Below are 25,660 nucleotides of genomic sequence, written 5' to 3' on the forward strand. Positions count from 1 at the left end.
TTGACAGTTTCCAATGTGCGTCTCGCTTTGGCCGCTTATGGGTGCGGCCTTGTGCGTCAGCGTGCCGGCGCTATCGGCAGATCGAAGGAACCGACCGGCAGCGGCGCTTCGTCGTAAAGATTGATGACCGGCGAGCCAGCCCAGGCATAGCGCACGCGCGTCGCCGGACGCCCGTCACCCGCCAACACCACCCGCAACCCTTCCACCTTGCCCGGCACAAAGCGGCAGGTGCCTGCCATTTCCCCGCACAATTCCAAGCCGATCACCTGCGCCGCGCTACGTGTATGCAGCCCACCGGCAAGTCCGGTGAACTCGATCACCGCGCCACCATCGGTCGTCGCAATCGCCCGCGCCGCCTGTGGTCCGGACCGCGACCCCGCCTGACCATAGGCGACCGCGCGCATCGCCGCCGCCAATCTGCGACCGACCTCCTGCTTCTCGCCCGGATGGATGTCGAACGGGTCGCCAATATCGATCGCCGTGGCAAGGCCACCATGATCGTCCCGGACCATGGCCTGATACTGCGCCTGCCGCATCGCGGCCCATCCATTTTCGACCGGCTCGGTTTCCGGCCTGCCATAGGCGGCGAGTTGGACAGCCACGAAGGCAAGGTTCGGCGAACCGAACTGCCGCCGCCAATCGGCCATCATCGCCTTCATACGGTCAGCATATCCAGGCAGGTCGACATCCGACTCGCCCTGATACCAGGCCACGCCCTTCAGCCCGATCGCCCCCAACGGCGCGATCATCCCATTATAGAGCGTTCCGGAACCGGTCGTGTCGCCCCATGGCACGCGCGGCGCATCTGCCGGCCAATGGGTCGCCACGGCGTAACGCCAGCCCTCGCCCAACGGCAACGCGCCTGCCTGCCCCAGCCCCAGCTTGATATCGGCGATCGGGCCGGACAGTCCGCCATTTGCGTAATTGTCCAGCACATTGACGATCATGACATTGCGTCCGGCCTTCAACACGCCCGGCGGGACGTCAAAGACGCTCGGTTGCCAGCTCCGCGCGCTCATGCCGACCGGCTTGCCGTTGATCCACACGCGCCCGACATCGTCCAGCAGCCCCAGCGATAATATCTTGGCTTCCCTGACCTGCTCTGCCGTCAGTTCAATTTCACGGCGAAACCAGACCATGCCATTATAGTCGACAAGCGCGGTCATGCCCCATTCCTCCCAGGGACCGATGCGCGGAACATCGGTCCAGGTGATGGCGCTGTCGGGCTGCCACGGTTCCTTGCCGACCGCGTCGCCGGTCTCCTCGCGCCACCATTTTTCCCATTCGGCGCTGGCCACGCGCTCCGCCGCGAAGGGATCGCGTCCGTGCAGCGACACGAGCGCGGATTGCGCCGCCTGTCCGACGGCCGCCTGCGCCCGCGCGCCCATCCATGGGCTGATCCGCGATCCGCCCCAGCTACTCGCAATCGCGCCAATGGGCACTTTCGCCGTCTTGCGCAGCTCGCGCGCCATGTAAAAGCAGGCGGCGGAAAAATCAGCAACGCTATCCGGCCCTGCCTTGCGCCACGTCGGCGCTTCGCGGAAGTCGCGCAACGGCTCGTCCGCCACGGCGCGCGGCACCAGCATCAGTCGCAGTTGGTCGTCGGCTGACAAGCGGATCTGCGTCGCTGCGTCCTGCGCATTTCGCACTTCCAGTTCCATGTTGGACTGGCCCGAACAAAGAAATACATCGCCCACCACGACATCCTGCGCCGTGATGCTGCCCGACGCTGCGCGCGCGTTCAGGGCTATGGCCCCTGTGGCGCCGATCGGGGCAAACCCTGCCTTGAATCGACCATCCTTGTCGGCGCGCACTTCGCGTGTTTCCGAACCCAATGTTATCGCAATCACTTCATGGGAAGCGGTTCGGCCCGTGATCGTGACGGGATGGTCGCGCTGGATCACCGCATGATCCCCGAACATCGGATCGAACCGGGGCTGTGCCAGCGCGGTTGTGATACTCGCCGCTGTAAAGCTGATGATCAATCCCAAGGATAATGGCATATTATTGTGCGGAAACATGGCCGCTCGCTCCTCCCCTGCGCCGGTCTGTCTGGTGCCGGATCGTTACGGCAGGAATAGTCTATTTTTCCCGCGCCACAATAATTTTGTTATCGCTACCTAAAGTACCCATATTACAAGATATGCGGTCAGGCCCGGCACCGCGACGCATGTGTCTACTTTGCTGTCGCGAATTCAAGGTTTCGATCAAAGAAGGGCAGCAGATGATCCTGAAATCGCCATGCTACGCGGTTGGTATGGTCACCCTCATAGATTTCGAAGCTGTTCGCTATGCCATTGCGGTCCAGCACCTCGTGCAGCGCCTGCGCATCGCCTTTCAGCCCGTCCTTGTCGCCCACATCGATTGCTATGGCCCGATAGCGGCGCAGATTGCCGATATACTGATCGACAAAAGCGAGCGGCGCATTGGCGGCCCATTTGGCGAGCACGTCACCCCGCACCGCCCCGTCCTTCACCGGCAGGTCCAGGTACAGCGGCGGATTTTTCGGATTTGGCGACCAGGCCGCCGACGTCGCAAGCTGCGCGCGCAGGAAGAAGGGCAGTTTGGCCGAGTCCGCAGGCGTCTTAACCGATTCGAGCGCGGTCATGGCCGCCGCATCCATCTGCCCGGCCTGCCGCGCCGACAGGCAGCAGGGGCTCATGATATAAAGCGCTCCGAACATGTCGGCGTGCTTCATGCCGATTCGGCTGGTGCCGTAGCCACCCATGCTGTGCCCGGCCAGCCCCCGGCTCTCTCGCTTGGCGATGGTGCGATAATGGCTGTCGATATAGGCGATAAGGTCGCGCGAGATGAAGGTTTCAAAGTCTCCGGTCGTCACCGAACTTGAGTACATCGACCCATTATGCACCGTCTTTGAATCGGGCAGCACCAGGATGATGTCGCGCGCACCCTTCGCGAAGGCATTCTGTACCGTGGTGGTTATATGAATTTCCTTCGTCCATTGCTCCACACCGATCGAATAGCCGTGCAGCGCATATACTACCGGATAACGCCGCTTCGGCTCCTTGCCGTAGCTGGGCGGCAACACGACCAGAACATCACGGTCCGCCGCGTCTCCTTCCAGATTGCCTTCGATGGTCGGCGCGTGGACCTTGATCCGTTCGATCGTCACCGCCTTAGCATCGGCTATCGCGGCTGGCCCTTCCGTGGCCATCTGCGCCCATGCCGTCGCCGGCCCCATCGACAGCGCGACTCCCAGGAGCACCGCGATTCGCTTGACCTGTTTCATTTCATCCGCTCCCTTTTCATTGCTAACATCGTTGTGAAACTGTCCTAACCGCCCCGCAGCATCCGCATCACCAGCATACGGATCCGGCCGTAATTGCCATTGGCCAATGGCCCCAGCACGCCATGCTGTTCCTCCGGCAAATGCTCCAGCGGATGCCTGTCGGATCGAAACACATAATGGTCGAAATAGGCTCGCCAGGCGGCACGCTCGGGCGCAGGTCGTTCGGCCAATGTAATCATCGCCAGCAGAAGAGCGGCGTAGGGCGCATCTGGACCTGACGAAAACCCGTCCCACCAGTAGTTCACCAGGATGTTGGCCGGATCGAGCGCTTCTACCTGGTGCCACCAGAGCTTGGGCAGATACAGCGCATCACCCGGCCCAAGAACGACAGTAAGCGCCTTGGCGCGCGCCGCCGCAAAGCGCGGATATTCACCCACTCCCTCCCCAGCCCTCGCCGCCATCGATACCGGCTGTCCCGATAGCGTATGATCGATCGGTCCCACATAGAGATCACCGATCGCGTCGGGAGGATAGAGCGTGAAGCAGCGGCGCCCCGCCAAGACACACGCCAGATTGTCATAGGCGTCATAATGACAGGCGATCGTGGATGGGTTCCCGATCCACAGGCGCGGCCGAACCTCCGTCCCCAAAAATATGCAGGGATTGGCGTCAGCAAAACCGGGAAAGTGAGCGTCCGCTGGGAGCGATCCCATATAGCCCGTACCGCCACCGCCGGCCGCATTGTCCATAATGCGCCCAAGCGCGTCGCCAACCCGAATCGTCTCCCGGGCGAAGTTGAACCCGCCCGGCCCCTCGCCATAATGATAACGCCCCAGAAGCTCTGCCGGCGCGGAAAAATATTCAGCGGTCAGCCCGGCGTCGAATCGGGCGAGATAGTCGAATGCGGCAGAGACGCCCTGACGCCCCGCCGCCGCCGCCGGCCAGGCCTCGCACAGACCGCGAATCACGATCGGTCGACAGGCCAATGCAAGCGCGCGCAAGCCATCGGCTCCACCGACGTCCGATGCCGCGAGTTCCTGCACGGAAGCGACCGCTACCGTCATCCCTCAGGCCGACATAGCCAGCCGCTCATTGCGACGCCGAGCCATTAGCGAGATATGATGCAGCGACGCGACCATGATATGGGCGCATTGCAAATGCCCCGCGCGAAAAAGCTTCAGCGCCGCAGCGTCTTCCAGGTCGCCCAGCGCGTCAAGACTGACGGTGTACAGCCCCTCCAGATGCAGGCGCTCCCCATCATCGAAGTTCAGCTTGATGTCGATGGGCTCAATCAATCCGTGCGCGACAAGCTCCGCAATGAAAAGCTCGGTCCCCGCCGAACCGGCCATCAAGCGCCCCAGAGCCGTCTGCACCACCTTGAGCGAGGATGTCGGCCGTCCCTCCGAATCGAACAACAGATCGCTAGCGCCGTTCGCAAAGCGGCTATGCGCGCGATCCAGCGCAATATTCTCGCCGATCGCGAAAAACCCATCGCGATCCGCCTCCATCGGTTGAAAGGCAGGCCGCCCGTCCGGGCAATCGATGAGATTTTCGCCTTCTTTAAAGCCCATCAGCGCGCCGACATAAAAAGCGCCAGTCTCCGCATGTTTGGACAGCAAAAGCGGGCAAGCGGCAGCGGCTTGTGCAAACTCATTATGCACCACGCGAACAAACGGACTCCCTCCCAGCCCGGAAGGCCGCATCCTTAGTGTTGCATGAGCGTCACTATTGACCAGTTCGAGCGTCTCCACATCCCCTCCTAATCGCATAATATGATCCTTGGCCGCCCACGCATCTGGCTCTTTTCCACGGCTTAAAGACCGCTTTAGCGCTAGTGGACCGTTACACCTACAATTTCTCTTGATAGGCCGTTTCGATAGCGCTAACATTTCCAACAGAAAAAGAGAAGACCAGGATGAGGACGATAACATCTGCCCAACAGGCAGAGAAAATATCATCCCGGTTATAAAAACATGATCGCCGCAACACGGTGTTGTGGCGTTCGGGCGAGACATTGTCTGAACAAGGGGAGGATCATGAAGTATAGATTCCATAATTCGTCATCGTTGCGCGTGCACGCAACGTTGTCGACGACGGCAAGCCTGCTGGCGCTGGCGATTGCCGTGCCTGCGGGCGCACAAGTTGCCGACCAAAGCACGGTGGGATCGTCGACCAGCGACGCCGACATCATTGTGACCGGCATCCGCGGCTCACTGCAGCGCAATCTCGACATCAAGCGCGAATCCTCCGGCGTCGTTGACGTCATTTCCGCAGAGGACATCGGCAAGTTCCCCGACTCCAACGTCGCCGCCTCGCTACAGCGCTTGCCAGGCGTGTCCATCAACCGCGCCGGTTCCCGCGGCGAGCCGGACGGCATCACCGTTCGCGGCTTTGCCGGCGACTTCAACGAAACCCTGATCGACGGCCGCAGAATTTCCACGGCAACCGGCGGTCGCTCTGTTGACTTCACCACTGTCGGGTCGGACTTTGTGGGCCAATTGGCAGTCCTCAAGACCCCCGACGTGTCGTTGTCGAGCAGTTCGATCGGCGCCACGGTCAATATTTCCTATCCCAAACCCTTCGACCGTCCTGGCACCCGCGTCGCGATGACTGCGGCAGGGTCGATTCAGGATGATGCCGGCAAGGTCGTACCGACAATCGGTGGCTTGTTCAGCACGACCTTCGCCGACGACACCATGGGTTTCCTCGTCGACGCCGTGTATACCCGCCGCGACACGCAGGTGAACCGGGTCTATGTGTCCGGCTGGCAGGGCGGCCTTTTCGCGCCTTGCCAGTTGGCGGGCAGCACGGCTGCGTCGTGCAGCCCCTCCGACGCTGCAACGGCGCCGGCATCCGACCGCAAAAGCGTCGTAGGCTGGTATCAACAGCAATATGGCGCCGATCAGCGCTATACAAAGGATGAACGCGTCGACGGCCGCATCGCTTTCCAGTGGCAACCTTCGGATGACGTGCTCCTCACCATCGACGACAATTATTCGCGTCAGAAGATCGTGACCGACATCTCCGGCTTCGGCATGTGGTTCAACCAGGGCGACCTGCGCAATGTGGAGCAGGACAGCAATGGCACGGCGATCAATTTCATTCAGGCCGGGACGCCCACCGATTTCACGGCCGGGCGTGACAGCCGCCTGCTTGAAACCAACCAAGTCGGCCTCAACCTCAAATGGGATGCTACCGAAAACCTCAAGTTCGAGGCGGATGCTTCCTATGCGAAGAGCAAACAGAATCCCGGCAACCGCATCGGCAGTGAGAATGGCGACATCGGTTATGGCGGGTTGCTGGGCACGGCGCTGGGTGTTCGCGTCACGGGTGACAGCAAGAACAGTTTTCCGGAACTGACCACCTATGGTCCCGCCGGCGATCAATCGCGTTGGAGCGATCCGTCCATCATCGGTTCGCACGTGACGGTACGATCGGTTCAAAAAAACTCGGATGAAATCAAGCAGTTTCGCCTTGGCGGCACCTGGGAGGAGGGCAGCTTCCGCGTCAAGTTCGGCGGTCGTTACATGGAGGACCGCTTCAAGCTGGAAAACCGCAACACCTTTGCCAATAATTTCTGGCAGGCCTATGCCGGTTACGGCACACCGTCGGGCAGAAATACCGGCGTGCCGATCCCGACCAACCTCTATGGCCGCCCGATCAGCATGAAAAACTGGATTCCAGGCTTTTCCGGCAATCTGCCGCCGGAATTATTGGCCTATAATGCCAGGGCCTATCAGCAATATCTGGAAGGTCTGGGCAATCCTCAGACGAAGAACATTCCCGGCTTCAATTATGCCGACCCTACTGTGGGACCGAACTTCACCGGCGCCTTCGATCTCGCTCTCGATCCGGGAAGCATCCAGGATATCAGGGAACGGACCTGGTCTGCCTATGTCAGCGTGAACTTCGAGCATGAAATTGCCGGGATGCCGTTCCGCTTCAATGCCGGTATGCGGGAAGAGATCACCAATCTCACATCCAGCGGCGTCGGTCGCGTACCGATTGCCCTTGTTGGCAGCGAAGCCGATCCCACGCTTCTCAACGTGACCTTTTCGGAAAGTCAGCCGATCTCGACGAAGAGCAGCTATTCTTATCTTCTTCCCAGCCTCGACATGAAGCTTGAGATCACAGATAAGTTCCATCTCCGCTTCGACGCATCGCGGACGCTGACCCGTCCCTCGCTCAATACGCTTACACCCGTGCTGAATGTCGGTATCGGTCAACGCGTTGGCGCATTGACGGCGACTGGCGGCAATCCGGAACTGCAACCTTTCCTCGCGGATAATTTCGACTTCGCGGCGGAATGGTACTACCAGCGCAACTCCTATGCAGCGGTGAACTTCTTCATCAAGGATGTGTCGAACTTCATCGTTGCCGGTACGCAGCGTCAGACGATCAACGGGGTGATCGATCCCACGACGGGCCAGCCGGCTATATTCACCGTGTCCCAACGCGTGAATGGGCCGTCCGCCACGATCAAGGGTGTGGAGTTGGCCTGGCAGCATGTCTTCGGCGACAGCGGCTTCGGCTTCAATGCCAACGCCACCTTCGTCGAAACGAACAAGCCCTATGATCGCACCGATCTGTCGCAGAGCGGATTTGCTGTGACCGGCCTTGCCAATTCGGCGAACTTCGTCGGCTTCTACGACAAGAATGGCTTCCAGATCCGTGCCGCGGTCAACTGGCGCGATAAATATCTGCAGGCGTTCGGTCAGGCGCAGAACAACTCGGCCTTCGGTGCGGAACCGACGTTCGTGAACGAAGCGCTACAGGTCGATCTCAGCTCAAGCTTTGATATTACGAAGCAACTGACGGTCTTCGGCGAGGCGCTGAACCTCACCAACGAGACAGTCAGCACCCATGGCCGTTTCAGCAACCAGTTGCTTGACGTCTATGCCTATGGTCGGCGGTTCACGGCGGGCGTTCGCTACCGCTTCTAACCCTGTCTCGTCCTGGAGGGGAAGTCGGTTGACATCCCCTCCCTTTTCATGGGTAATTTCTTCATGGTTCACCCCATCCGCAACATCGTGATCGTCGGCGGTGGGACCGCCGGATGGCTAACCGCCGGTATCATCGCGGCACGGCATCGGACCCGCATCGGCAACGGCTTCAAAGTCACGCTGGTTGAATCTCCCAACACGCCCATTATCGGCGTGGGCGAAGGGACCTGGCCCACGCTCCGCACCACGCTGTCCCGCATGGGCGTGTCGGAAACCGATTTCTTTCGCGAATGCGACGCCGCGTTCAAGCAGGGCGCACGCTTTGCCCGCTGGACGACAGGCGCCCCTGACGACGGCTATTACCATCCGCTGATGCTTCCCCAGAATTTCGGGCAAGTAAACCTTGCCCCGCACTGGCTGGCGAACGATGCCGATGAGAGTTTCTGCGACAATGTCTGTTCCCAAGGCCGCATCTGCGATGACGGATTGGCGCCCAAGACAATCGCGACGGCCGAATATGACGCGCTCGCCAATTATGCCTATCACCTCGATGCCGGCAAGTTCGCGCCGTTCCTGCAGCGTCACTGCTGCGAAAAGCTGGGCGTGCAGCATATCCTTGCCGACGTCGAACAGATATTGATGAAGGATGATGGCGACATCCGCGCCATCACCACGACCCAGGCCGGCGAGATAGAGGGCGACCTGTTCGTCGATTGCACCGGCTTCAAGGCGCTACTGATCGAAGGCGCGATGAAGGTGCCCTTCAAGGAGTGCGGCGACGTCCTGTTCTGCGACACGGCGCTCGCGATGCAGATACCTTATGAACGCCCCGACAGCCCGATCGCGTCACACACCATTTCAACCGCGCAAAGCGCGGGCTGGATCTGGGATATCGGCATACAGACCAGGCGGGGCGTCGGCCACGTCTACTCCAGCAGCCATATTTCGGACGAAGAGGCGGAGCGCGAACTGCGCGCCTACATCGGCTCCGCGGCAGAGGGCCTGAATGCCCGCAAGATTTCAATCCGCTCGGGTCATCGCGAAACCTTCTGGAAGGGCAATTGCGTGGCGGTGGGCCTCGCCGCCGGCTTCCTGGAACCGCTCGAAGCCTCTGCCATCGTCCTCATCGAACTGTCAGCCAAGATCATAGCCGAACAAATGCCCGCGTGCCGCGAGGTGATGGACATCGTCGCGTCCCGTTTCAACGCGACGACCCAATATCGTTGGGGGCGTATCATCGATTTCCTGAAGCTCCATTATGTGCTGACGCAGCGTACCGACAGCGATTTCTGGCGCGACAATGTGCGTGATGAATCCATCCCCGATCGGCTCAGGGAATTGCTGCTGCTCTGGCAATATCAGTCCCCTTGGTTCCATGACGAGTTCGACCGGGCGGAGGAAGTCTTCCCGGCAGCGAGCTATCAATATGTGCTCTACGGCATGGGCTTCCGCACCGAGGTCGATCGCACCTCACTCGCCCGCGACACCCATCTGGCGGGACGCGCCGTGCGGGAAAATGTGGCGCTTACCGCGAAGCTGCGCGCAGGCCTGCCGCGCCACCGGGATCTTATCGACAAAATCCTGTCGCACGGGCTGCAGCCGGTCTGACCGGCCGCAGCACGAACCTGCCATTCTGCACCCGGTTGCGGCTGTCATAGGGTGCATCGGGCAATCGCTGCAGTGGCTTGCTGCGCTGGATATTCTGGTGCCAAAACGATCACTAAACGCCGGCGCTACCGAGTAGAAGGATGCCGTCGAGCGCAGACGTGAGCTTCCAATTGATGATCCTCTCCATTGTTTCCGCTACCAGTGATGGCGTTCGCAGAATTGCTCTTCACTATTCTTGATACCGCATATAGCGAACAGGGCCTGCGACAGTGATTGCGTTAACGCTATGATAGCGCTATCCGATCGGCAGATAACAAGGGAGGATCATTATGCCCAAGCATTCGCGCAAACTGCACGCCCTGCTACTCGGTGTCACCATGCTTGCCGCCGGATGCCAGCAGCCTCAGCCCACTAATGAGGCGCCGGCGGCGAAGGAGTCAAAGCGCAGTGCGTCTGAGTATCTTTCCCAGCCGCTGGTGAGCGACATCTACACGGCCGACCCGTCCGCCCATGTGTGGAACGGCAAGGTCTACGTCTATCCCAGTCATGATATCGACGGGCCGACGCCCGAGGACGATCTGGGCGGCCATTTTGAAATGCGCGATTATCGTATCCTCTCGATGGACAGGATCGGCGGGCCGGTAACGGTCGGCCCGGTGGCCTTGGACGTCAAGGATGTGCCCTGGGCCGAAAAGCAGATGTGGGCGCCGGATGCTGCGCACAAGAACGGCACTTATTATCTTTATTTCCCTGCGAAGGACAAGGAAGGTGCCTTCCGCATCGGCGTAGCGACGTCCAACAACCCAATGGGTCCGTTCAAGGCGCAGCCGCAACCGATCAAGGGCAGCTATTCAATCGACCCGGCAGTCTTCACGGATGGCGATGGTTCGAGCTATATGTATTTCGGCGGCATTTGGGGCGGCCAGCTTCAGCGTAACATCGACGGCAAATATGATCCCAACGGGTCGAAGACCGACCTGGGCCAGGACGACAAAGCCGCACTGGCCCCGCGTGTCGCCAAAATGACTGGCGACATGCTCGAATTCAGCGAAACACCACGCGCGGTGCAGATACTGGATGAGAAGGGCAAGCCTTTACTGGGCGGCGACCATGACCGTCGCTTCTTCGAGGCGGCGTGGATGCATAAGTATAAGGGCAAATATTATTTCAGCTACTCGACCGGCGATACCCATTATCTGGCCTACGCCATCGGCGACTCCCCCTATGGCCCCTTCACCTACAAGGGCCGCATCCTGGAGCCGGTGGAAGGATGGACTACCCATCATTCGATCGTAGAGTGGAACAACCGCTGGTGGCTCTTTTACGCAGACAGCCAATTGTCGGGTCAGACCCGGCTGCGTAACGTCAAGGTGACAGAGTTGAAGTATAATCCTGACGGTACGATCCAGACAATTAATCCGTTCGTCACCAAGGGGACGAAGGACGGCGCTGCGCATTGAGCGCGCCGAGCGCGGAGGAAGTGCCCTCCTCCGCGCTCAAATTTATTACGAGCCGCGCAGCGATGCGCAATCAATAGCCGACACGATACCAGCTATGCGGGAGGCCGATCGGCCTCCACCCGGCCGGTGGACGCTGGCGGGTGCGGGCCGGCATCGCCGCCCCGCCTGAACGTTCAGTCATCGCGCCGTTGGAGCATGACGCGCGGGTCTGTGTCCACGCGATGTCCTTGCGCCGTTGCAACGGACGCGGCGCCGGACGCCGCCAGCACCACCCTCATTGCCCATGCCAAAAACCGCCGCATCTTCTTCATCCGTCGAGACCGGATCAGGTGCCCGGTTGAGGCCGCCGATAGGTCTTGCCGTCGATCGTCGTGACCAGATCTCCTTCGAGCGGCTGGCCCGTAACGCTCATGATGAAGCCACCCGGTTCGGTGCTCTTCTTCGTGCCGACCTGCTGCCCACTGGACCGCAGATCCGAATGCCATATGATCCGGGGCAGCCCGGTGCCTGGGACCATTTCCGCGCTTTCGGTGCCGTCGATAATGTGGGCGCCGTCGTCGGTATAGCGTTCGTAATTTGCGGAAATGAAGGTCAGGCGACCATTCTCCGTCGTGCGCACTTCGACCTGCGCAGAGCCGCCCACGCGGCCCTGCAGGGTGAACTTGCCCGCCGGAAGGCTGGGGTAGCGGGTAGGCATGGAATCGCCGGGCTTGTAGGGAACACCCCAGGGCACCGTGAGGCGGCCCGGCTTGGCCACATGGCCAAGCGGCAACGGCTTCCGGTCCGGCAACCGCGCGATCATCAGTCGCGAATGGCGACCACCCGGTTCGGTGGAGACAGGACAAGGCAAGGGATTGGCGCCACCGCAGTCGGGCGTAGTGACCAGCGCCTGCCAATAGACGACAGCGGTCCCATCGGGCGACCAGGCCGGATCGGCGCGCGCGTTCCAGTTGGGATCGCTGGGGCTGCCCGGCGTTCCGTCGCCTGCATTGAGCTGCTGCCCGGCATAGCCCCCGCGATCGCCTGCCCGGTCAATCAGGAAGGGCTGGAAGAAACGGCGCATCCCGTTGCGATAGCCATAGGTTGAATTCAGCATGATCATGCGTGTGAGCTGATCGAGCAGCGGCGGTATGCCCTGCATAGCCCCATAATACATGTGCCGATCGCTCGACCGATTGTCGAAAACGACGAACCATTTATCGTCGGGGGACATCAGGATCGGGTCCGCATAGCCCGGCGCACTGGTCAGGCGATGGGACGCGCCGCTCTTCAACTCGGTGATGTACATGTCCACATTGCCGGACTCCGCCTGCCCCATGCCCACCGCATCCTTGCCGTCGCGCGTCCAGCCGCGCGCCTCGCCGATCGTACCCTGAACGGGATTGAGGATCAGCCGGCCGGGATTTTTCGGGTCGGCGCGAAACGGCGCATATTCCGGCTTGCCGGTACTGGTGAGGACATAGACGTCGTCCAAATCATAGCGCGGGACACGCGATTCGCCAGTGCGCGGCGCAGGGTTGAACGCCAGACGCCCGACCAACCCATGCTGGTCCAGCTCGCCCGTGGTGCGGTTCATGTGGCTCCACATCAGGTGAACGCCGTCCGGGTTGAGGCGCAATTCGCGGATAGCTCCCCCCGGGCCGGAGCCGTCGGCGGAGGTGTTCCACCGGATCGGGTAAACGCGCACGCGATCGGGCGTGCAGGCGTCGTCGGTGATCTTAAGGGTTCCGCAGTCGAGAATATTCGTACCCGCGAGTATCTTGCGATCACCGGGGAACGCCTGCGGATGATCGACCATCAGCGCGCGTTTATGGGCAGGATTGGCCAGGACGCCCGTTCCCTGCGTGCTGAAATTGGCGCCTTCCAGCGTCGTAGCGGGAATGCCGCAGGTGATGCACTTCCAGGGGTCTCCATTGGGGAAATGGCCGCCGTCCGTCTTGATGGCGATCACTTGCGGCCCGTCATAGATGCTACCCGCACCGGCCGACGCCGGCGCGCCCGCATATTCGACGGCCAGCAGCACATGCTGTCCATCCCATGTATAGGCAGGCCCTTCGATGATCGCGTCTATCTGAGCCGACATGCAGCCGGTTCCGCGCGGATTGATCGCAGACGTACAGGTGCCTGCGGCATCCGACGGCGCCGTCGGCGGCAACGGCAGCGACTGGATCTGGACGGATTCCGGCTTTGGCGGCGGAGGCACCGCGCGCGATGGCGCGGTCGATGACGCCGCCGCCAATCCGCCCGCGCAGACCAGCGCCAGCCCGACCGTGGTCTTGAACGCCGCCTTGCGATTGCCGGTGCGCGCTACGCCCGTGCCGATTATCCGAGCGTCAGTCCTGTTCATCATCATGGCTCTCCAAATTGCCTGCCTCATTGCCAGCAGTGCCGTCGTTCAAAATCATCTCTCGGTGCAGGAGCGCGAAGTCGTTCTGCGGACTGTCCGTCGCCCTTCCCATCAGCGCGAACCGAAGGCGTAGCGGACGAGTACGGTTGCGCCAGTTTCTGGGCGCGATTGCGCAGCGCGTGCAGGCACATCCTGCGCGAAAGCCAATGATGCCGTGGAAAGAGTCGCAGCAGAGGCGACCCCGACGTGCAATATACTCCTGAAAGCCTGCTTCACGGCCATCTCCCCTGGTTCGGCCAGTCGCTATCTCGCTGGTCATTATGCGACCCTGTAGCGCACAAAATTGGTCTGGTCAATTTATGCGACACTAAATCGCACAAATTGACCAGACCAACTTCGCTCATGCCGGAACCCTGCTCCTCACTGACCAGGATGAGGCATCCTGAGTCTGGCGCGGATTGGGAGAAGGAAGTCTAAGGCTAAGCCCTCATCACGGGAGGTGGAGGCGTGATAATATCTGCAATATAAGCAAAGCATAGCTCAAACTTGCTTTTTCAGATCAGCCAGATTTCACAAAATCGCCAACGAATTTTAAGACAAAGCAAGATGTACCTATCCTGAAATCCACAATCATTCATGAGAATGCACGGCATCACTTACCCGGCCTTCCTATAGATTCATAGGAATCCGGAACCCCTATTTGGTAATACCAATTTTTGTATAACCGTTGAAGCTCCGCTATGATTGCATGACTCGTCAGCAATCCCCCACAGCAGCGATGAATCTGTCGTGGGGTCAACTCCCTGCATCAATGCGCCGCCCCCGCCTCAATCGCGCGCCCTGGCCGGGGAGCCAGCCAGATCACCATGGCAGCGGCGACGAAAACAACCATCGCAAGCAGGAAAATCTGGGTGATCGCCATCGCGTTGCTTTCCTGGACGACGAACTGCTCGATCGTGCCTCTCACCTGGCCCATGGAAAATCCGGCCGCCTGAAGCGCCTGGCTTGAGCCGTTGCTATTGAGCTTCGAGACGATCTCGCTGCGCGCCACGACGCCGCCATTCTGGTACAGGGTCGTCCAGATGGACGTTCCGATCGCGCCAGCCATCGTGCGAAGGAAGCTCATCACGCCCGCCGCAGAAGCGGTTTCCTCCGGCTCCACCGCCGCCAGGGCGATGGTGGTCAGGGGGATCATGAAGAAGGGCAGCCCGATACCGAGCAGCATTTGCGGAATGGCCAGCGACCAGTAATCCGCTCCACTGCTCCAGCAAGATTCCAGATAGGCGACAAAGCCCATCCAGAGGATGCCGAAGCAGACCAGGCCACGCTGATCCACTTTTTCGCCAAGCATGGCGACAATCGGCGACATCAGCACCGCACCGACGCCGGAGAAGGCCGTGACATAGCCCGCATAAGTGGAGGTATAGCCCATGCTCGACTGCAACCATTGCGGGATCAGCACGGCCGAAGCGAAGAAGACCGCGAAGGCAAAGGACAGGCTCGCCACAGCGACCGTAAAACCGCGATGGCGAAACACCCTCAAATTGACGATAGGCTGCTTGTCCGTCATCTCCCACGCCACGAACATGACAAAACCGATCACCGCCACGACGGCGAGGGTGACGATGAAATTGTCATTGAACCAGTCATGTTCCCGGCCGAGATCGAGCATGATCTGCAATGCAGCGATCCAGAGGATCATCAGCGCCAGTCCGATCTTGTCGATGCCCAATTTTTCGGTCCGGGTTTCGGCGGGCATCAGGAGCTTGAACGTCCCGAAAGCACAGATGGCGGCAACGGGGATGTTGATGAAGAATATCCAGTGCCACGACCAGTTATCGCTGATGGTGCCGCCAAGGATCGGACCCAATATAGGGGCCGTCACCGTGGTCATGGCCCACAGGCCCATGGCCTGCCCATGCTTTTCCCTGGGGAAGATGCGCAGCATCAGCGTCTGGCTGAGCGGCATGAGGGGGCCGCCGCACAGACCCTGCCCTATCCGGCAGACCACGATCATCGTCAGGCTGACGGACAGGCCGCAAAGGATGGAGAAAATGCCGAAGCCGATCATGCCGAAAGCAAAGGTGCGCACGGCGCCGAAGCGGGCGGCAAGCCAGCCGGTAAGGGGAACGCAAACGGCTTCCGCCACGGCATAGGAGGTGATGACCCAGGTCCCTTGCGTGGAAGAGATGCCCAGTGACCCCGCAATGTGCGCGACCGAAACATTGGCGATCGAGGTATCGAGCACCACCATGAAGTTGGAAAGCGCCAGCACCAGGCCGGCGAGCAGCAGGGTGGCGCCCGATAGCGGTTTGAAATCATCCGTCCCGCTCATGGTACAACTCCTAACGGGCCGAAGTGTCGACGGTGACGGTCATGGAAAGGCCGACACGAAGCGGATGGGCAGCGAGTTCCCGGGGATCAAGCCCGATGCGCACGGGCAGTCGCTGGACTACCTTGATCCAGTTGCCGGTCGCGTTCTGCGCCGGGATCAGCGCGAACGAAGCCCCCGTGCCGCCGGAAAAACCCTCGACCTTGCCATGATATTCGACGCTGCCACCATAGAGGTCGGCCGTGAGTGTCGCGGGTTGCCCCGGTTTCACCTTCTGCAATTGGCCTTCCTTGAAATTGGCGTCGACATAGACCTGCGCGACCGGAACGACCTGCATCACGATAGCTCCCGGCGCCACGCGCTGGCCAACCTGAACCGCGCGGCTGGTAACGACGCCGTCGATGGGCGCACGAATGACCGTTCGCTCCAGATCAAGCCTGGCCTGCTTCACCCGCGCTTCTGCGGCCTGAACATCGGGCGCGGTATTGACCGTCGATCCGCTGATGAGCGCATCATTGGCCGCCAGGCTGCCTTCTGCGGCGGTCGCCTGCGAACTGGCCTGAGCCACCGCCGCACGCGCCTGCGCAAGCGACGCTGACGCACTGGCGAGAGAGTTGGTCGCAGTGGTCAGTTCATCACCGGATACGGCTCCGTTGGGCGCCAGCTTCCTGCGGCGATCATAGTCGACCTTCGCCTTGTCATAGCTCGCCTGCGCCGCAACCAGTTGCGCGCGGGCGCTGGTGATTTCGGCGCCGCGTGCCGTCACCTGCGCGGACAGGGAGGAACTGGTCGCCGATGTCTGGCCGAACTGGCGACGCGCCTTGGCCAAATCTGCCTCGGCGGAGGCAAGCGCGATCTGCGCGTCGCTGTCGTCGATGCGGACGAGTATCTCGCCGCGCTTCACCATCTGGGTATCCTGCTTGAGAACGGCAGCCACCTGGCCCGATATCATCGGCGTGATCTGCGCCGTATCGGCCCCGACATAGGCATTGTCGGTTTCGACATGGTGGCTCCCGATGAGCATATACCAACCGCCATAGGCTGCGCCCGCAAGGAGGACGGCGGCCGCGATGCCCGTCAGCAGCTTCCTGCGGCGGGCAAGGCGCGCTTCATCGGCGTTTGAGGCAGCGGTTTCGTCTTCGATTTCAAGCCTGTCCAGGGACGGCATGTTCGCATCGGCTTCAGCCATTGTTCGGTTCCTTGCTGGTCTGATGGGAGGCAGCGGCGGGGGACGAGAATCCACCGCCAAGCGCGCGCACGAGCGCGACGTCGAGAGAAAAGGCACGGGCTTCGAGATCAGTGACGGTCCGCTGCGCCTGGAGAGCGCGCTCCTGGGCGCTCAGCACGTCGAGAAAACGGGAAAGGCCGCCTTCATAGCGTTGCTTCGCGATGGCATAGGCGCCCCGCGCATCTTCAAGCGATAAACGGGATTCGCTCAGCCTTGTCGCGAGCGCCCGTTGGCTGGCCACTGCATCTGCGACGGCGTGATAGGCGTCCGTGACGGCCTGGTCATAGCTTGCAACCGCTTCGTCATAGGTGGCGCGAGCGCTACGATAACGGCCCTGAAGTTCTCCACCATGAAACAGGGGCAGGCTGAGCGCTGGTCCGGCGCTGCCGAAGCTGGAACCGCTTTTGAACAGATTGTCGAGACCGAGCGACTGAAAGCCGAATAGGGCGCTGAGGCTGATGGAGGGATAGAAATCAGCGCGGGCCACCTTGATCCGGCTTGCTTCCGCTTCCACCCTCACGCGGGCAGCGATGATGTCGGGGCGACGCCCGATCAGGTTCGTGCTGGCGTCTTCGGGAAGGCCACGCGCCGGAATCGATGTGGCAGGCGCCGAGATCGAAAGGCCACGATCAGGTCCCTTACCGAGCAAGGCGGCTATCCGGTTGCGCGTGAGCGCAATCTGCTCGTCCGTTTCGGCCAGGTCAGCGCGAGCGGCAGGAACGGCAGAACGCGCTTGCTTCAACTCGGCCTGGGTGTCGAGACCGCTCGCCACGCGGTCATCGGTCAGGGAAGCGGTCTCTTCCTTGATCCGCAAGGCCATCTGCTGCACGCCGCGTTCAGCGAACAGGCGCGCTAGATCGGCATAGGCGTCCGCCACATTGGTCGAGAGCGTGAGGGATGCCTGCGCCAGATCAAGCCGCGCAGCCTCCGCATCCGACCGCGCCGCAGCGTAGGACGCCTTGTTCTTGCCCCACAGGTCGAGATCGAAACCGAGTTCCGCCTGCACCTTCCCGGTACCGTTCCAGCCATGCGGCACGAAATCGGCGGGAATGCCATTATTGTAGCTCTGTTTCGCCGTGCCCGCGCTCCCGGATGCATCCAGCGTTGGAAGGCGCGCCGCCCCCGCTTGCTGGACATAGGCATCAGCGCGCTTCACCCGCGCCGCCGCAGTGGCAATATCTGGTGCGTTGCTCAAGGCCTCCGCGACAAGGGTGTCGAGTTGCGGATCGCCATAGCCCTTCCACCATTGGGCATCGGGCCAGGCATAAGCATCGCCGGCAGCAAGGCTTTGCTCCGCCGCATAGGCGGTTGGGGGCCGGACAACGGGCGCTGAACCAAGCTTTGGAACAGACGCACAGCCCGGCAACAGGAGAAGGAAGGCAGACAATAGGGTGCCTGCCCCCGAAATGCGGGAGAATCGAGCCATTTTGAAAAATCCGTACTTATGGGTACAGTTTTCAGATGGGCGATCACCCAATGCTTGTCAATAGAAAAATGTACCCTATAGTACAGTTATGGAAATCAACGATACGACCCCAACCACCGGCAAACGGGAAGCCCGCAAGCAGGACCGACGGCAGGCCATTATCGAGGCGGCTCGCCAATCTTTTCTGGAAGCAGGCTATGCGGCCACCTCCATGTCGGGCCTGCTGAAAACCCTGGGTGGTTCGAAGGCGACGCTGTGGGGTTATTTCCGGTCAAAGGAGGAATTGTTCGCCGCCGTGGTCGAGGACCTCACGGTAACGTTTCTTCAGGAACTGGAACGCGACCTGGCCCTGACCGGCGCGCTTGAACCGACGCTGACCCGTTTCTGTCGCCGCTTCATGGAATCGCTCTCAGGCCCCGAAGCGCTAGCGACATGGCGCCTTGTGGTCGCGGAAAGCGGTCGTTTCCCGGAAGTTGGGCGGATATTCTTCGAACAGGCGCCGCGACGCCTTCAATCGGCGCTTCGCCATTATCTGGCCCATAAGATAAATCTGGGAGAGCTGCGCGACGAAGATCCCGGCAAAATGGCGGAAATGCTGGCCAGTCTCTGCGCGTCGCAGCATACACGAATGCTTTGGGGGGGATCAGATATCGACCTGGCCGACATACACCAGCGATCCCAGGAATATACCGCCTATTTCCTGCGCGCCTTCCGCGCGGAGTGAGGGACAGGCGCTCGACCTTCATCAGAAGGACGGCCATTACCCCATCAGGTGCGACGCAATAAGCCAGCCGGGCAGCGCGGCCAGCGCCAGAAAGATGCCAAGCGGCACCCGCGCCGTCGGCTGTCGCGCCTGCCCCGTCACCAGCATCACCATCAGTCCAAAAAGGGATGCGATCAGCAGGATGAAGGGCAGCGCCTGCCATCCAAACCAGGCGCCCAGCGCACCCAGCAGTTTCGCATCGCCCAGCCCCAGCCCCTCCCGACCGCGCAGGGCCTTATAGCCAAGGGCAATGGCAAGCAACGCGCCATAGCCGATCGCCGCCCCGATGATCCGGTCCGTCAACATCACATCGGTCGCCCACAGGCCCAGCGTGAAGCCCAGAAAGGCGAGCGGGTAGGTCAGCGCATCGGGCAGCCAGAAATGCCGCCAGTCGAGCAAGGCGAGCGTCAGCAACAGCCAACCGAGCAACGCCCAGCCGATTCCGCCCAGATCTGGCACGAAGCCCAGCGCCAACATGCCGATGAAGGCACAGCCCGCCTCCACCCGTCCATGAATCGGATCGATCCCTGCGCCGCACGTCCGGCAGCGTCCGCGGCTCAGAAGAGCGCTCAGCAGCGGCACCAGATCGCGTGCAGTCAGGGTTCGACCGCAGCCGTCGCAGGCGGATCGTCCACGCATGACGCTGCGCCCCTGTGGCCAGCGCAGGATCAGCGTCGCCAGGAAACTGCCAAGGATCGCGCCGGCCAGCGCACCGATCAGCGCCGCAACCGGTTGGATCACAGCGTACCTTCGACCTTCAACAGTTGCGCATTGCCAACGCTGGTGAAACCGATCTGGCCCAGCGTACCGGCCAGCGCGGGGTCGGCGGTTTCGACCCGCATTTCCGCTACATAGCGCCCCGAACGCCAGATACGCAGATTGATCTTCTCCAATCCCGACTGGCTGACCAGCGGCAGCAGCAGTGCGTCGCCGTCGCACGTCACCACCCCTGACAGCCCCTGCGACAGGTTCAGTCCCGGAAACTGCCCGGCCATCCGCGCCCGCACCCGTCCTTCGGCATGACCGCAGCGATCGTCGCTATAATAGGCGCTGACATCCTCCAGCATCAGGCTGCTCAACGGCAGCGGCGCAAAACTCCGGCCCAGCGGCACGGCGCCGGTCACGTCATCCACGCCGATGCGACCGAAACCGACCGTCAATGCGCCCTTGATGTCGTCCGGCAGTCCCTTGGTCCGAGCCACGTCGAAGCGGGCGCGGCCCATCAGCAGCGAAGTCGGCGATAGCCCCGCGCGCACGCTGCCCAACGGCATATTGCCAAGCATCAACTGGTCGACCCGGCCGCTCCATACCGTGCCGCGCACGTCCCGCGCCGCGATGCCCAGCCGCTCCAGCCCGGCAAGGCCGAGCGCGACACGCATCGGGAAGAAGAAGAACAAACCGAATAGGAGGAGCAGGATCAGCGCGATCCGACTGCGACGCGAAAGGCGCAGGCCTATCATCGCGCCTCTCCCCGCACCAGCACCGCCTGTACCGACACGCTGCCCGCCGTGGGCGATGGCCGTGCGCTCATCGTCTCGACACGTACGCCCTGCCCTTCCAGCCGGGCCAACCAGGAAAAGAGCGCGACCGGCCGGACCGAAGCGATGGCGATCTCCATCCGGTCTTCGCCCTGCGCCTGCGCGCGTTCCAGCGTCAGGCCGGCCTCCCCCGCGTCCTGCCCGACAAACTGGTCGAGCGGGATCACGGGGCCATTGGCGGCGGGCGTGCGGGGCAGCGCCTTCAACTGCTTCACCGCCGCGCGAACTGCCGCGTTGCGATCGATCGCCTCGCCCAGCGTATCGCGCGCGCTGCGCTGCGCCCGGTCGAGCGGGGCGATGATGGCGAACCACAAGATCACCCCGGCCAGCAACGCGAACATCACGCCCAGCATATATTGCTCGCGGGTGGAGCGTTCCGCCCAATAAGTGGCTATCCGTTCGATCATGAGCGCACCGTAATCTCTGCCAGCGTCCGCCCGCCGGGGTCCTGGGACGGGGTCGCCGTAATCGTGAAGCCGGCGGCCTGCAGCGCCAGCAACGCCGTGTTGATATCATCCGCCTTGGCCGCTGCCAGCGTTGCACGCACCATTCCGTCGGGATCGCGTGACAGGCTGGTCAACACGACACCCGGCGCATCCTGCATCGCGGCGAACAACCCGGCGACCGGCGCGGTGAAGGCCCGCCCGCCCGCGCCCCGCGCGGCCAATCGCCCGTCCATTTCCACCTGCGCCTGCACCACATCGGTGGCTTCGGGCAGCACCTGCTGCGCCAGCGCCAGGCTGTCGCGATCGAGGCGGCTCGCCTCCATATACTGCCGGGCGGTTGCGACCAGTCCGATCAGAAGGCTGGCGAGCAGGATAAGGCCGCTCCACACCACCATGCGGGCGATCGCCTGCTTGTCCACGGCGCGGCGCGCGCGCTTGGCGAAATCGCCCTGACGCAGATCGAGCGGCGGCGCGTCGAGCGCGACGATGGCGCGCCCTTCGATGATTCCCGCCGACACATCGGCAATCGCCGCGTCGCCGACCAGTACAGGCAAGGCCATGTCCGCCGGGAGCGCCATATCCTGACCGCGCAGCACTGCCTCCCCACCGATCACGCCGCGCGTGAACCCGCTGTCCGGCTCGGGCAGAAGCAGCGGCATGGGAATGATGATGTCCGGGTCCAGCCCGTGATGCTGCGCCCAGAGCAGCCAATGCTGCATATCGGAGCGGCTGGCGACCGCCACGATATGGGACTTGGCCGGATCGTCATTCTCGTCGGTCGCGGCGAAAAGCTGATCGGACGGCAGCAGTCCCGCCGCCAATGCCGCAAGACGCGATGCCGCCCGCCCCTGCCGCACGGGCAGGTCGGGATGGAATATCCAGTGCAATGTCACCAACGCGGCCGGCGGCACCAGCAGCACGCGCGCATGATCCGGCAGCGCGGCGATCCCGCAGGCGGCCAGCCAGTTCGCGCCCACCCCGGACTGGACCGGTGCGCCGTCCACCACGCGCATCCAGCGCGGCGGCGCCTGATCCGTTTCAGGCAGGAAGACGATCAGGGCGTCACGGCTGCTCATGTGCCTGCCCCCCAGCTCCGCCGTACCAGTCTGGCCGGACTTTCCCGCGCGTCGATCAGCGCCCGCTCGACAACCTGTGTTCCCCCGACATCCACCGAAACATCTACTCCGAAAAATCCCGTGGTCATTTTGACCTGTTCCTGCACCTCGGTCATCGGCGACAGACCGACGAGCGAGGGCGCCGCCCAGAATTGCACCGTGCTGCCGTAGCCATCCGCAGGCCGCTGCGCCAGCAATTGCCGCGCCTGAGCGATGCTCAACTGCCCCGGCAACAACATGGCGAAGAGCGGCGCCTGGCCGGGCAGCAGCGTATTGATGTTGATCGGCGACAAATCCGTGACCGGCAGCGCACAAATCCATGGTTTCACCAGATCATATATGGCGGGCGTGATCCCCGCCACCGCCCGCAATTCGCTGGGATCGACCATCATCCGGTTGGCCGCGCGATAGGGACGGGCGGCCCGGGCATAATAATCGTCTTCCGCGCCACCAGGCTGGGGAACGCTGTCGCTGTCGATCCAGTCGGCCAGGCTGGCGGACGCCCCCTGCGCCTGCCGCGCATCCACGCCCAACGCTTCGAGCAACCCCTGGAACTGCGCGACGCCGATCGGGCGAACCTTGAGCGCGGCTTCACTCTCACCACTGACCACGCTGTTGAGATTGAAACAGTTGCCCGCATCGCTCACCCGCGCGATCGCGACGCCGCCGGGCACCGGGATCGTCTGCGGCGCGCCAAGCCAGCCGCCGGCAAGCGTGATCTTCGCCGGACTTGAGGCGACCAGATCGCCAATCCGCAGTCGCGCAACCTCCGTGCCCGCATCGGCGTAGGCCCGCGCCTGGTCGACCGCCCCACCATTGCCCGTCATGCGCGTCGCCAGCGCCAGCCGCTCCAGCGCAATGGAGGCAACCACGGCCATGACCGCCACCAGCAGCAACACGGTCAGCAGCGCGGCGCCCTGCTCGCTTTTCCTGCGCGGATCAGCCACCGACCGCTCCCGCCGTTTCGGCCTGTTTTTCAACCGGCCCCGGCGCCACCAGGAAGGCCAGCGTAACGGGCGGCTCCCCAGTGCGCGTCACGGTCATCTCCACCGCTTTCGGCAGTAAATCCGGCTGGGTCGGCGTCCAGTCCTCACGCCATTCACCCTGCGCGTCGCGAAAGCGCAACGTCACATCCTCGACATGCTCCAGCAGCGCCGCCGGATCGTCGCCCGCCGCGCCGTCCAGCTGCGCATAGGTGCGCCGTTCCAGCCGCCCCTGCCGGACCCAATATTCGACCTTTTGCAGCGATGGGCGCGCCAGGTCGCCCAGATTGTCCCAGCCGCCGCGCACGAACTGCATCACCGGCTGGCCCTCACCCTCGCTATGCGCCCAGAAAGCGGGGGCGAGCGTCCCCGCCTCAGTCCGGGTGATGCGTGGTACAGCCTGGCCCAGGTCGCCGGCCAGCGCGCCACCCGCCCGCTGCACCGCCGCCATATCATCCAACCGCGCCTTGATCTGCGCCTGCGCAGACACGCTGTTGCCCAGCAACAGCACGCCCGCCGCCGCCAGCATGGCAAAGATCATCAGCGCGACGAGCAGCTCGATCAGAGTGAAGCCCTGTTGGGCGGAACGCTCCAGCGACGTGAAGCCGCGCTCGTCGCGCGAAGGTCGCGGATGATCCATCACCCCACCACCCGCACGAAGCTCAGCACCACGGGCGATGTGCCTGGCTGGCCGTCAACAGTCAGGTCGACCTGCAACAGGCGCTTGTCGTCGGTCGCCTTGATGGCGCGGCTCCAGTGCCAGCGACGCCCGCCATTCTCGACATCGCCATCCTCCTCGCCAATCGACGGTGGCGTGGGATCGGTCTGCACTTCCACCATCAGATTGCGCGCGACGATCTGCCCCATTGCCTTGCTGTCGAGATCGGCCGCAGTACGCAGCGTGACGCCCTGCAATCGCACCAACGCCAGCGCCGCGAGACTGAACACCGCCAGCGCCACCAGCATTTCCAGCAGCGTGAAGCCGTGTTCGGCGGAACGCCTGGAAAATAGGAAGCCGTGTTCGGCGGAACGCCTCGGAGACATGAAGCCGTGTTCGGCGGAACATAGCGGAGACTTCGAACCATGCTCGTGCCTCAAACACTCGTCACCCCGGACTTGATCCGGGGTCCAGAGCGTCCGATGCCACCCCTGGCCGCCCTGGATGCCGGGGCGAACCCGGCATGACGGTGAGAGGCCTCCTACTTTACCCACCGACCATGACCTTCCCCGCCATGTCGATGGTCACGGACACCCGCTCGCCTTCGCGCGCCAGGGTCACGGTCAGGGGATCGGTCGGCAGACCAGTGCCGTCGAAGGCGATCTGCTGGCGGCCATCCTTGCCTACCAGCGCACGGGTGCCGCTCTTCCAATTGGCCGTGGCGAAGGGTTTTTCCTCCAGCGGCGCCCATTGACCGCCCTCGCGGCGCTGGAAGCCATAGCCGGAGGCGGAAACCCACAAGCCCATGGGACGCGCGGTAACGACCGCTTCGTCGCGCGCGGCGGCAACGCGCGCGGCAAAGCGGTCGGCATCATCGACCACCCGGCCGCGCGGATCGGGGATGGCAAGCACAACGGCGGCCGAGATGAAGCCGATGATCGTCAGCACGACCATCAGCTCCAGCAGGGTAAATCCGTTTCCGGAACGATCAAAGCTCGCTGGAATAGATATCCGCATTTTCATTCTCGCCGCCCGGCTGGCCATCCGCGCCCAGCGAGCTGATGTCGAACGCCCCCCTGCGACCCGGCACGGTGTAGATATAGGCGCGGCCCCACGGGTCTTGCGGCAGCTTCTTGATATAACCGCCCCGACGGTAACGCTGCGGCTGGGCGAGCGAGGCCGGCGGGTTCAACAGCGCCTGCAACCCATCGCTCGCCGCCGGATAGGTCAGGTTATCGAGCCGATACTGCTCCAGCGCCTGCTCGATAGTCGAAATATCGGCCTTGGCCTTTTCGATGCGCGCAGTGTCGGTCGCGGGGATGACGTTGATCGCGACGATCGTCGCCAGCAGACCGATGATGACGATGACGACCATCAGTTCGACCAGTGTGAAGCCGTGTTCGGCGGAACGCCTCACGGGCGTGAAGCCCCGCTCATTGGCACTTGAGCGCGTCCCCGCGAAAGCGGGGACCCAGGGTTCCGGACACTGCGCTTCGGACTCTGGACTCCTGCTTTCGCAGGAGCACGGGTCAGCCTCATTGTGACGAAATACAAAACGCATAT

22 protein-coding genes are annotated in these 25,660 nt (G+C 62.4%); 4 read left to right on the forward strand and 18 right to left on the reverse strand.

Translation table 11 applies throughout. From position 1 onward, the window contains the following. Positions 1–56: 56 nt before the first annotated feature. The 4 genes from MOK15_RS05310 to MOK15_RS05325 form a co-directional block, all read right to left on the reverse strand. On the reverse strand, positions 57–1,991 hold the full coding sequence (locus MOK15_RS05310; protein ID WP_242930642.1) for a sialate O-acetylesterase: 1,935 nt from the start codon (positions 1,989–1,991) through the stop codon (positions 57–59). A gap of 185 nt (positions 1,992–2,176) precedes the next feature. Then, positions 2,177–3,250, reverse strand: a complete 1,074-nt coding sequence (locus MOK15_RS05315; RefSeq protein WP_242930643.1) for an alpha/beta hydrolase-fold protein — start codon at positions 3,248–3,250, stop codon at positions 2,177–2,179. Positions 3,251–3,294: 44 nt separating this feature from the next. Continuing rightward, positions 3,295–4,314, reverse strand: coding sequence for a cupin-like domain-containing protein (locus tag MOK15_RS05320; protein ID WP_242930644.1), 1,020 nt, complete (start codon positions 4,312–4,314; stop codon positions 3,295–3,297). A 3-nt stretch (positions 4,315–4,317) separates the two neighbouring features. After that, positions 4,318–5,001: a SapC family protein gene (locus MOK15_RS05325; protein WP_242930645.1), complete on the reverse strand. Its 684-nt coding sequence runs from the start codon at positions 4,999–5,001 to the stop codon at positions 4,318–4,320. Positions 5,002–5,286: 285 nt separating this feature from the next. Here MOK15_RS05325 and MOK15_RS05330 point away from each other — a divergent pair, with 285 nt between their 5' ends. The 3 genes from MOK15_RS05330 (at position 5,287) to MOK15_RS05340 (ending at position 11,261) form a co-directional block, all read left to right on the forward strand. Then, on the forward strand, positions 5,287–8,193 hold the full coding sequence (locus MOK15_RS05330) for a TonB-dependent receptor (protein WP_242930646.1): 2,907 nt from the start codon (positions 5,287–5,289) through the stop codon (positions 8,191–8,193). Positions 8,194–8,256: 63 nt separating this feature from the next. Continuing rightward, entirely contained in the window at positions 8,257–9,801 is a 1,545-nt protein-coding gene (locus tag MOK15_RS05335; protein WP_242930647.1) for a tryptophan halogenase family protein, read from the forward strand. Positions 9,802–10,130: 329 nt separating this feature from the next. Then, positions 10,131–11,261 carry a glycoside hydrolase family 43 protein gene (locus tag MOK15_RS05340; RefSeq protein WP_242930648.1) on the forward strand — a complete coding sequence of 377 codons (1,131 nt, stop codon included), beginning with the start codon at positions 10,131–10,133 and terminating at the stop codon, positions 11,259–11,261. Positions 11,262–11,586: 325 nt separating this feature from the next. On the opposite strand, the gene MOK15_RS05345 is transcribed toward MOK15_RS05340, so the two are convergent. The 5 genes from MOK15_RS05345 to MOK15_RS05365 all read right to left on the reverse strand — a co-directional run bounded on the left by MOK15_RS05345 (position 11,587) and on the right by MOK15_RS05365 (position 18,594). Continuing rightward, a complete protein-coding gene (locus MOK15_RS05345; protein ID WP_242930649.1) occupies positions 11,587–13,608 on the reverse strand; it encodes a hypothetical protein in 2,022 nt (673 codons plus the stop codon). Further along, entirely contained in the window at positions 13,595–13,927 is a 333-nt protein-coding gene (locus tag MOK15_RS05350; RefSeq protein WP_242930650.1) for a hypothetical protein, read from the reverse strand. The genes MOK15_RS05345 and MOK15_RS05350 overlap by 14 nt, the downstream gene beginning before the upstream one ends. A 489-nt stretch (positions 13,928–14,416) precedes the next feature. Beyond that, entirely contained in the window at positions 14,417–15,943 is a 1,527-nt protein-coding gene (locus MOK15_RS05355; protein WP_242930651.1) for a DHA2 family efflux MFS transporter permease subunit, read from the reverse strand. A 10-nt stretch (positions 15,944–15,953) separates the two neighbouring features. Further along, positions 15,954–17,129 (reverse strand): HlyD family efflux transporter periplasmic adaptor subunit, encoded by a 1,176-nt coding sequence (locus MOK15_RS05360; RefSeq protein WP_242930652.1) that lies wholly within the window; start codon positions 17,127–17,129, stop codon positions 15,954–15,956. After that, entirely contained in the window at positions 17,122–18,594 is a 1,473-nt protein-coding gene (locus MOK15_RS05365) for an efflux transporter outer membrane subunit (RefSeq protein WP_242930653.1), read from the reverse strand. Before MOK15_RS05365 ends, MOK15_RS05360 begins: the two co-directional genes overlap by 8 nt. Before the next feature lie 88 nt (positions 18,595–18,682). On the opposite strand from MOK15_RS05365, the gene MOK15_RS05370 reads away from it, so the two are divergent. Further along, positions 18,683–19,318, forward strand: a complete 636-nt coding sequence (locus MOK15_RS05370) for a TetR/AcrR family transcriptional regulator (protein ID WP_242930654.1) — start codon at positions 18,683–18,685, stop codon at positions 19,316–19,318. A 36-nt stretch (positions 19,319–19,354) separates the two neighbouring features. On the opposite strand, the gene MOK15_RS05375 is transcribed toward MOK15_RS05370, so the two are convergent. From MOK15_RS05375 to gspG, 9 genes are all read right to left on the reverse strand, one after another. Then, positions 19,355–20,098: an A24 family peptidase gene (locus MOK15_RS05375; RefSeq protein WP_242930655.1), complete on the reverse strand. Its 744-nt coding sequence runs from the start codon at positions 20,096–20,098 to the stop codon at positions 19,355–19,357. Further along, a complete protein-coding gene (gspN, locus tag MOK15_RS05380) occupies positions 20,095–20,817 on the reverse strand; it encodes a type II secretion system protein N (protein ID WP_242930656.1) in 723 nt (240 codons plus the stop codon). Before gspN ends, MOK15_RS05375 begins: the two co-directional genes overlap by 4 nt. Then, on the reverse strand, positions 20,814–21,302 hold the full coding sequence (locus MOK15_RS05385; RefSeq protein WP_242930657.1) for a type II secretion system protein M: 489 nt from the start codon (positions 21,300–21,302) through the stop codon (positions 20,814–20,816). The genes gspN and MOK15_RS05385 overlap by 4 nt, the downstream gene beginning before the upstream one ends. Next, positions 21,299–22,417, reverse strand: a complete 1,119-nt coding sequence (gspL, locus tag MOK15_RS05390) for a type II secretion system protein GspL (protein WP_242930658.1) — start codon at positions 22,415–22,417, stop codon at positions 21,299–21,301. Before gspL ends, MOK15_RS05385 begins: the two co-directional genes overlap by 4 nt. Continuing rightward, the gene (gene gspK, locus MOK15_RS05395; RefSeq protein ID WP_242930659.1) at positions 22,414–23,403 is read right to left on the reverse strand and encodes a type II secretion system minor pseudopilin GspK; all 990 of its coding nucleotides are present in this window, start codon (positions 23,401–23,403) and stop codon (positions 22,414–22,416) included. The genes gspL and gspK overlap by 4 nt, the downstream gene beginning before the upstream one ends. Further along, a complete protein-coding gene (gspJ, locus tag MOK15_RS05400; protein ID WP_242930660.1) occupies positions 23,396–24,079 on the reverse strand; it encodes a type II secretion system minor pseudopilin GspJ in 684 nt (227 codons plus the stop codon). The genes gspK and gspJ overlap by 8 nt, the downstream gene beginning before the upstream one ends. Further along, a complete protein-coding gene (gene gspI / locus MOK15_RS05405; RefSeq protein ID WP_242930661.1) occupies positions 24,079–24,483 on the reverse strand; it encodes a type II secretion system minor pseudopilin GspI in 405 nt (134 codons plus the stop codon). The genes gspJ and gspI overlap by 1 nt, the downstream gene beginning before the upstream one ends. 160 nt (positions 24,484–24,643) lie before the next feature. Then, positions 24,644–25,114 (reverse strand): GspH/FimT family pseudopilin, encoded by a 471-nt coding sequence (locus MOK15_RS05410; protein WP_278254207.1) that lies wholly within the window; start codon positions 25,112–25,114, stop codon positions 24,644–24,646. After that, positions 25,086–25,658 carry a type II secretion system major pseudopilin GspG gene (gene gspG, locus MOK15_RS05415; protein WP_242930663.1) on the reverse strand — a complete coding sequence of 191 codons (573 nt, stop codon included), beginning with the start codon at positions 25,656–25,658 and terminating at the stop codon, positions 25,086–25,088. The genes MOK15_RS05410 and gspG overlap by 29 nt, the downstream gene beginning before the upstream one ends. Positions 25,659–25,660: the final 2 nt, after the last annotated feature.

This window comes from Sphingobium sp. BYY-5, from assembly GCF_022758885.1.
Taxonomy (GTDB): domain Bacteria; phylum Pseudomonadota; class Alphaproteobacteria; order Sphingomonadales; family Sphingomonadaceae; genus Sphingobium.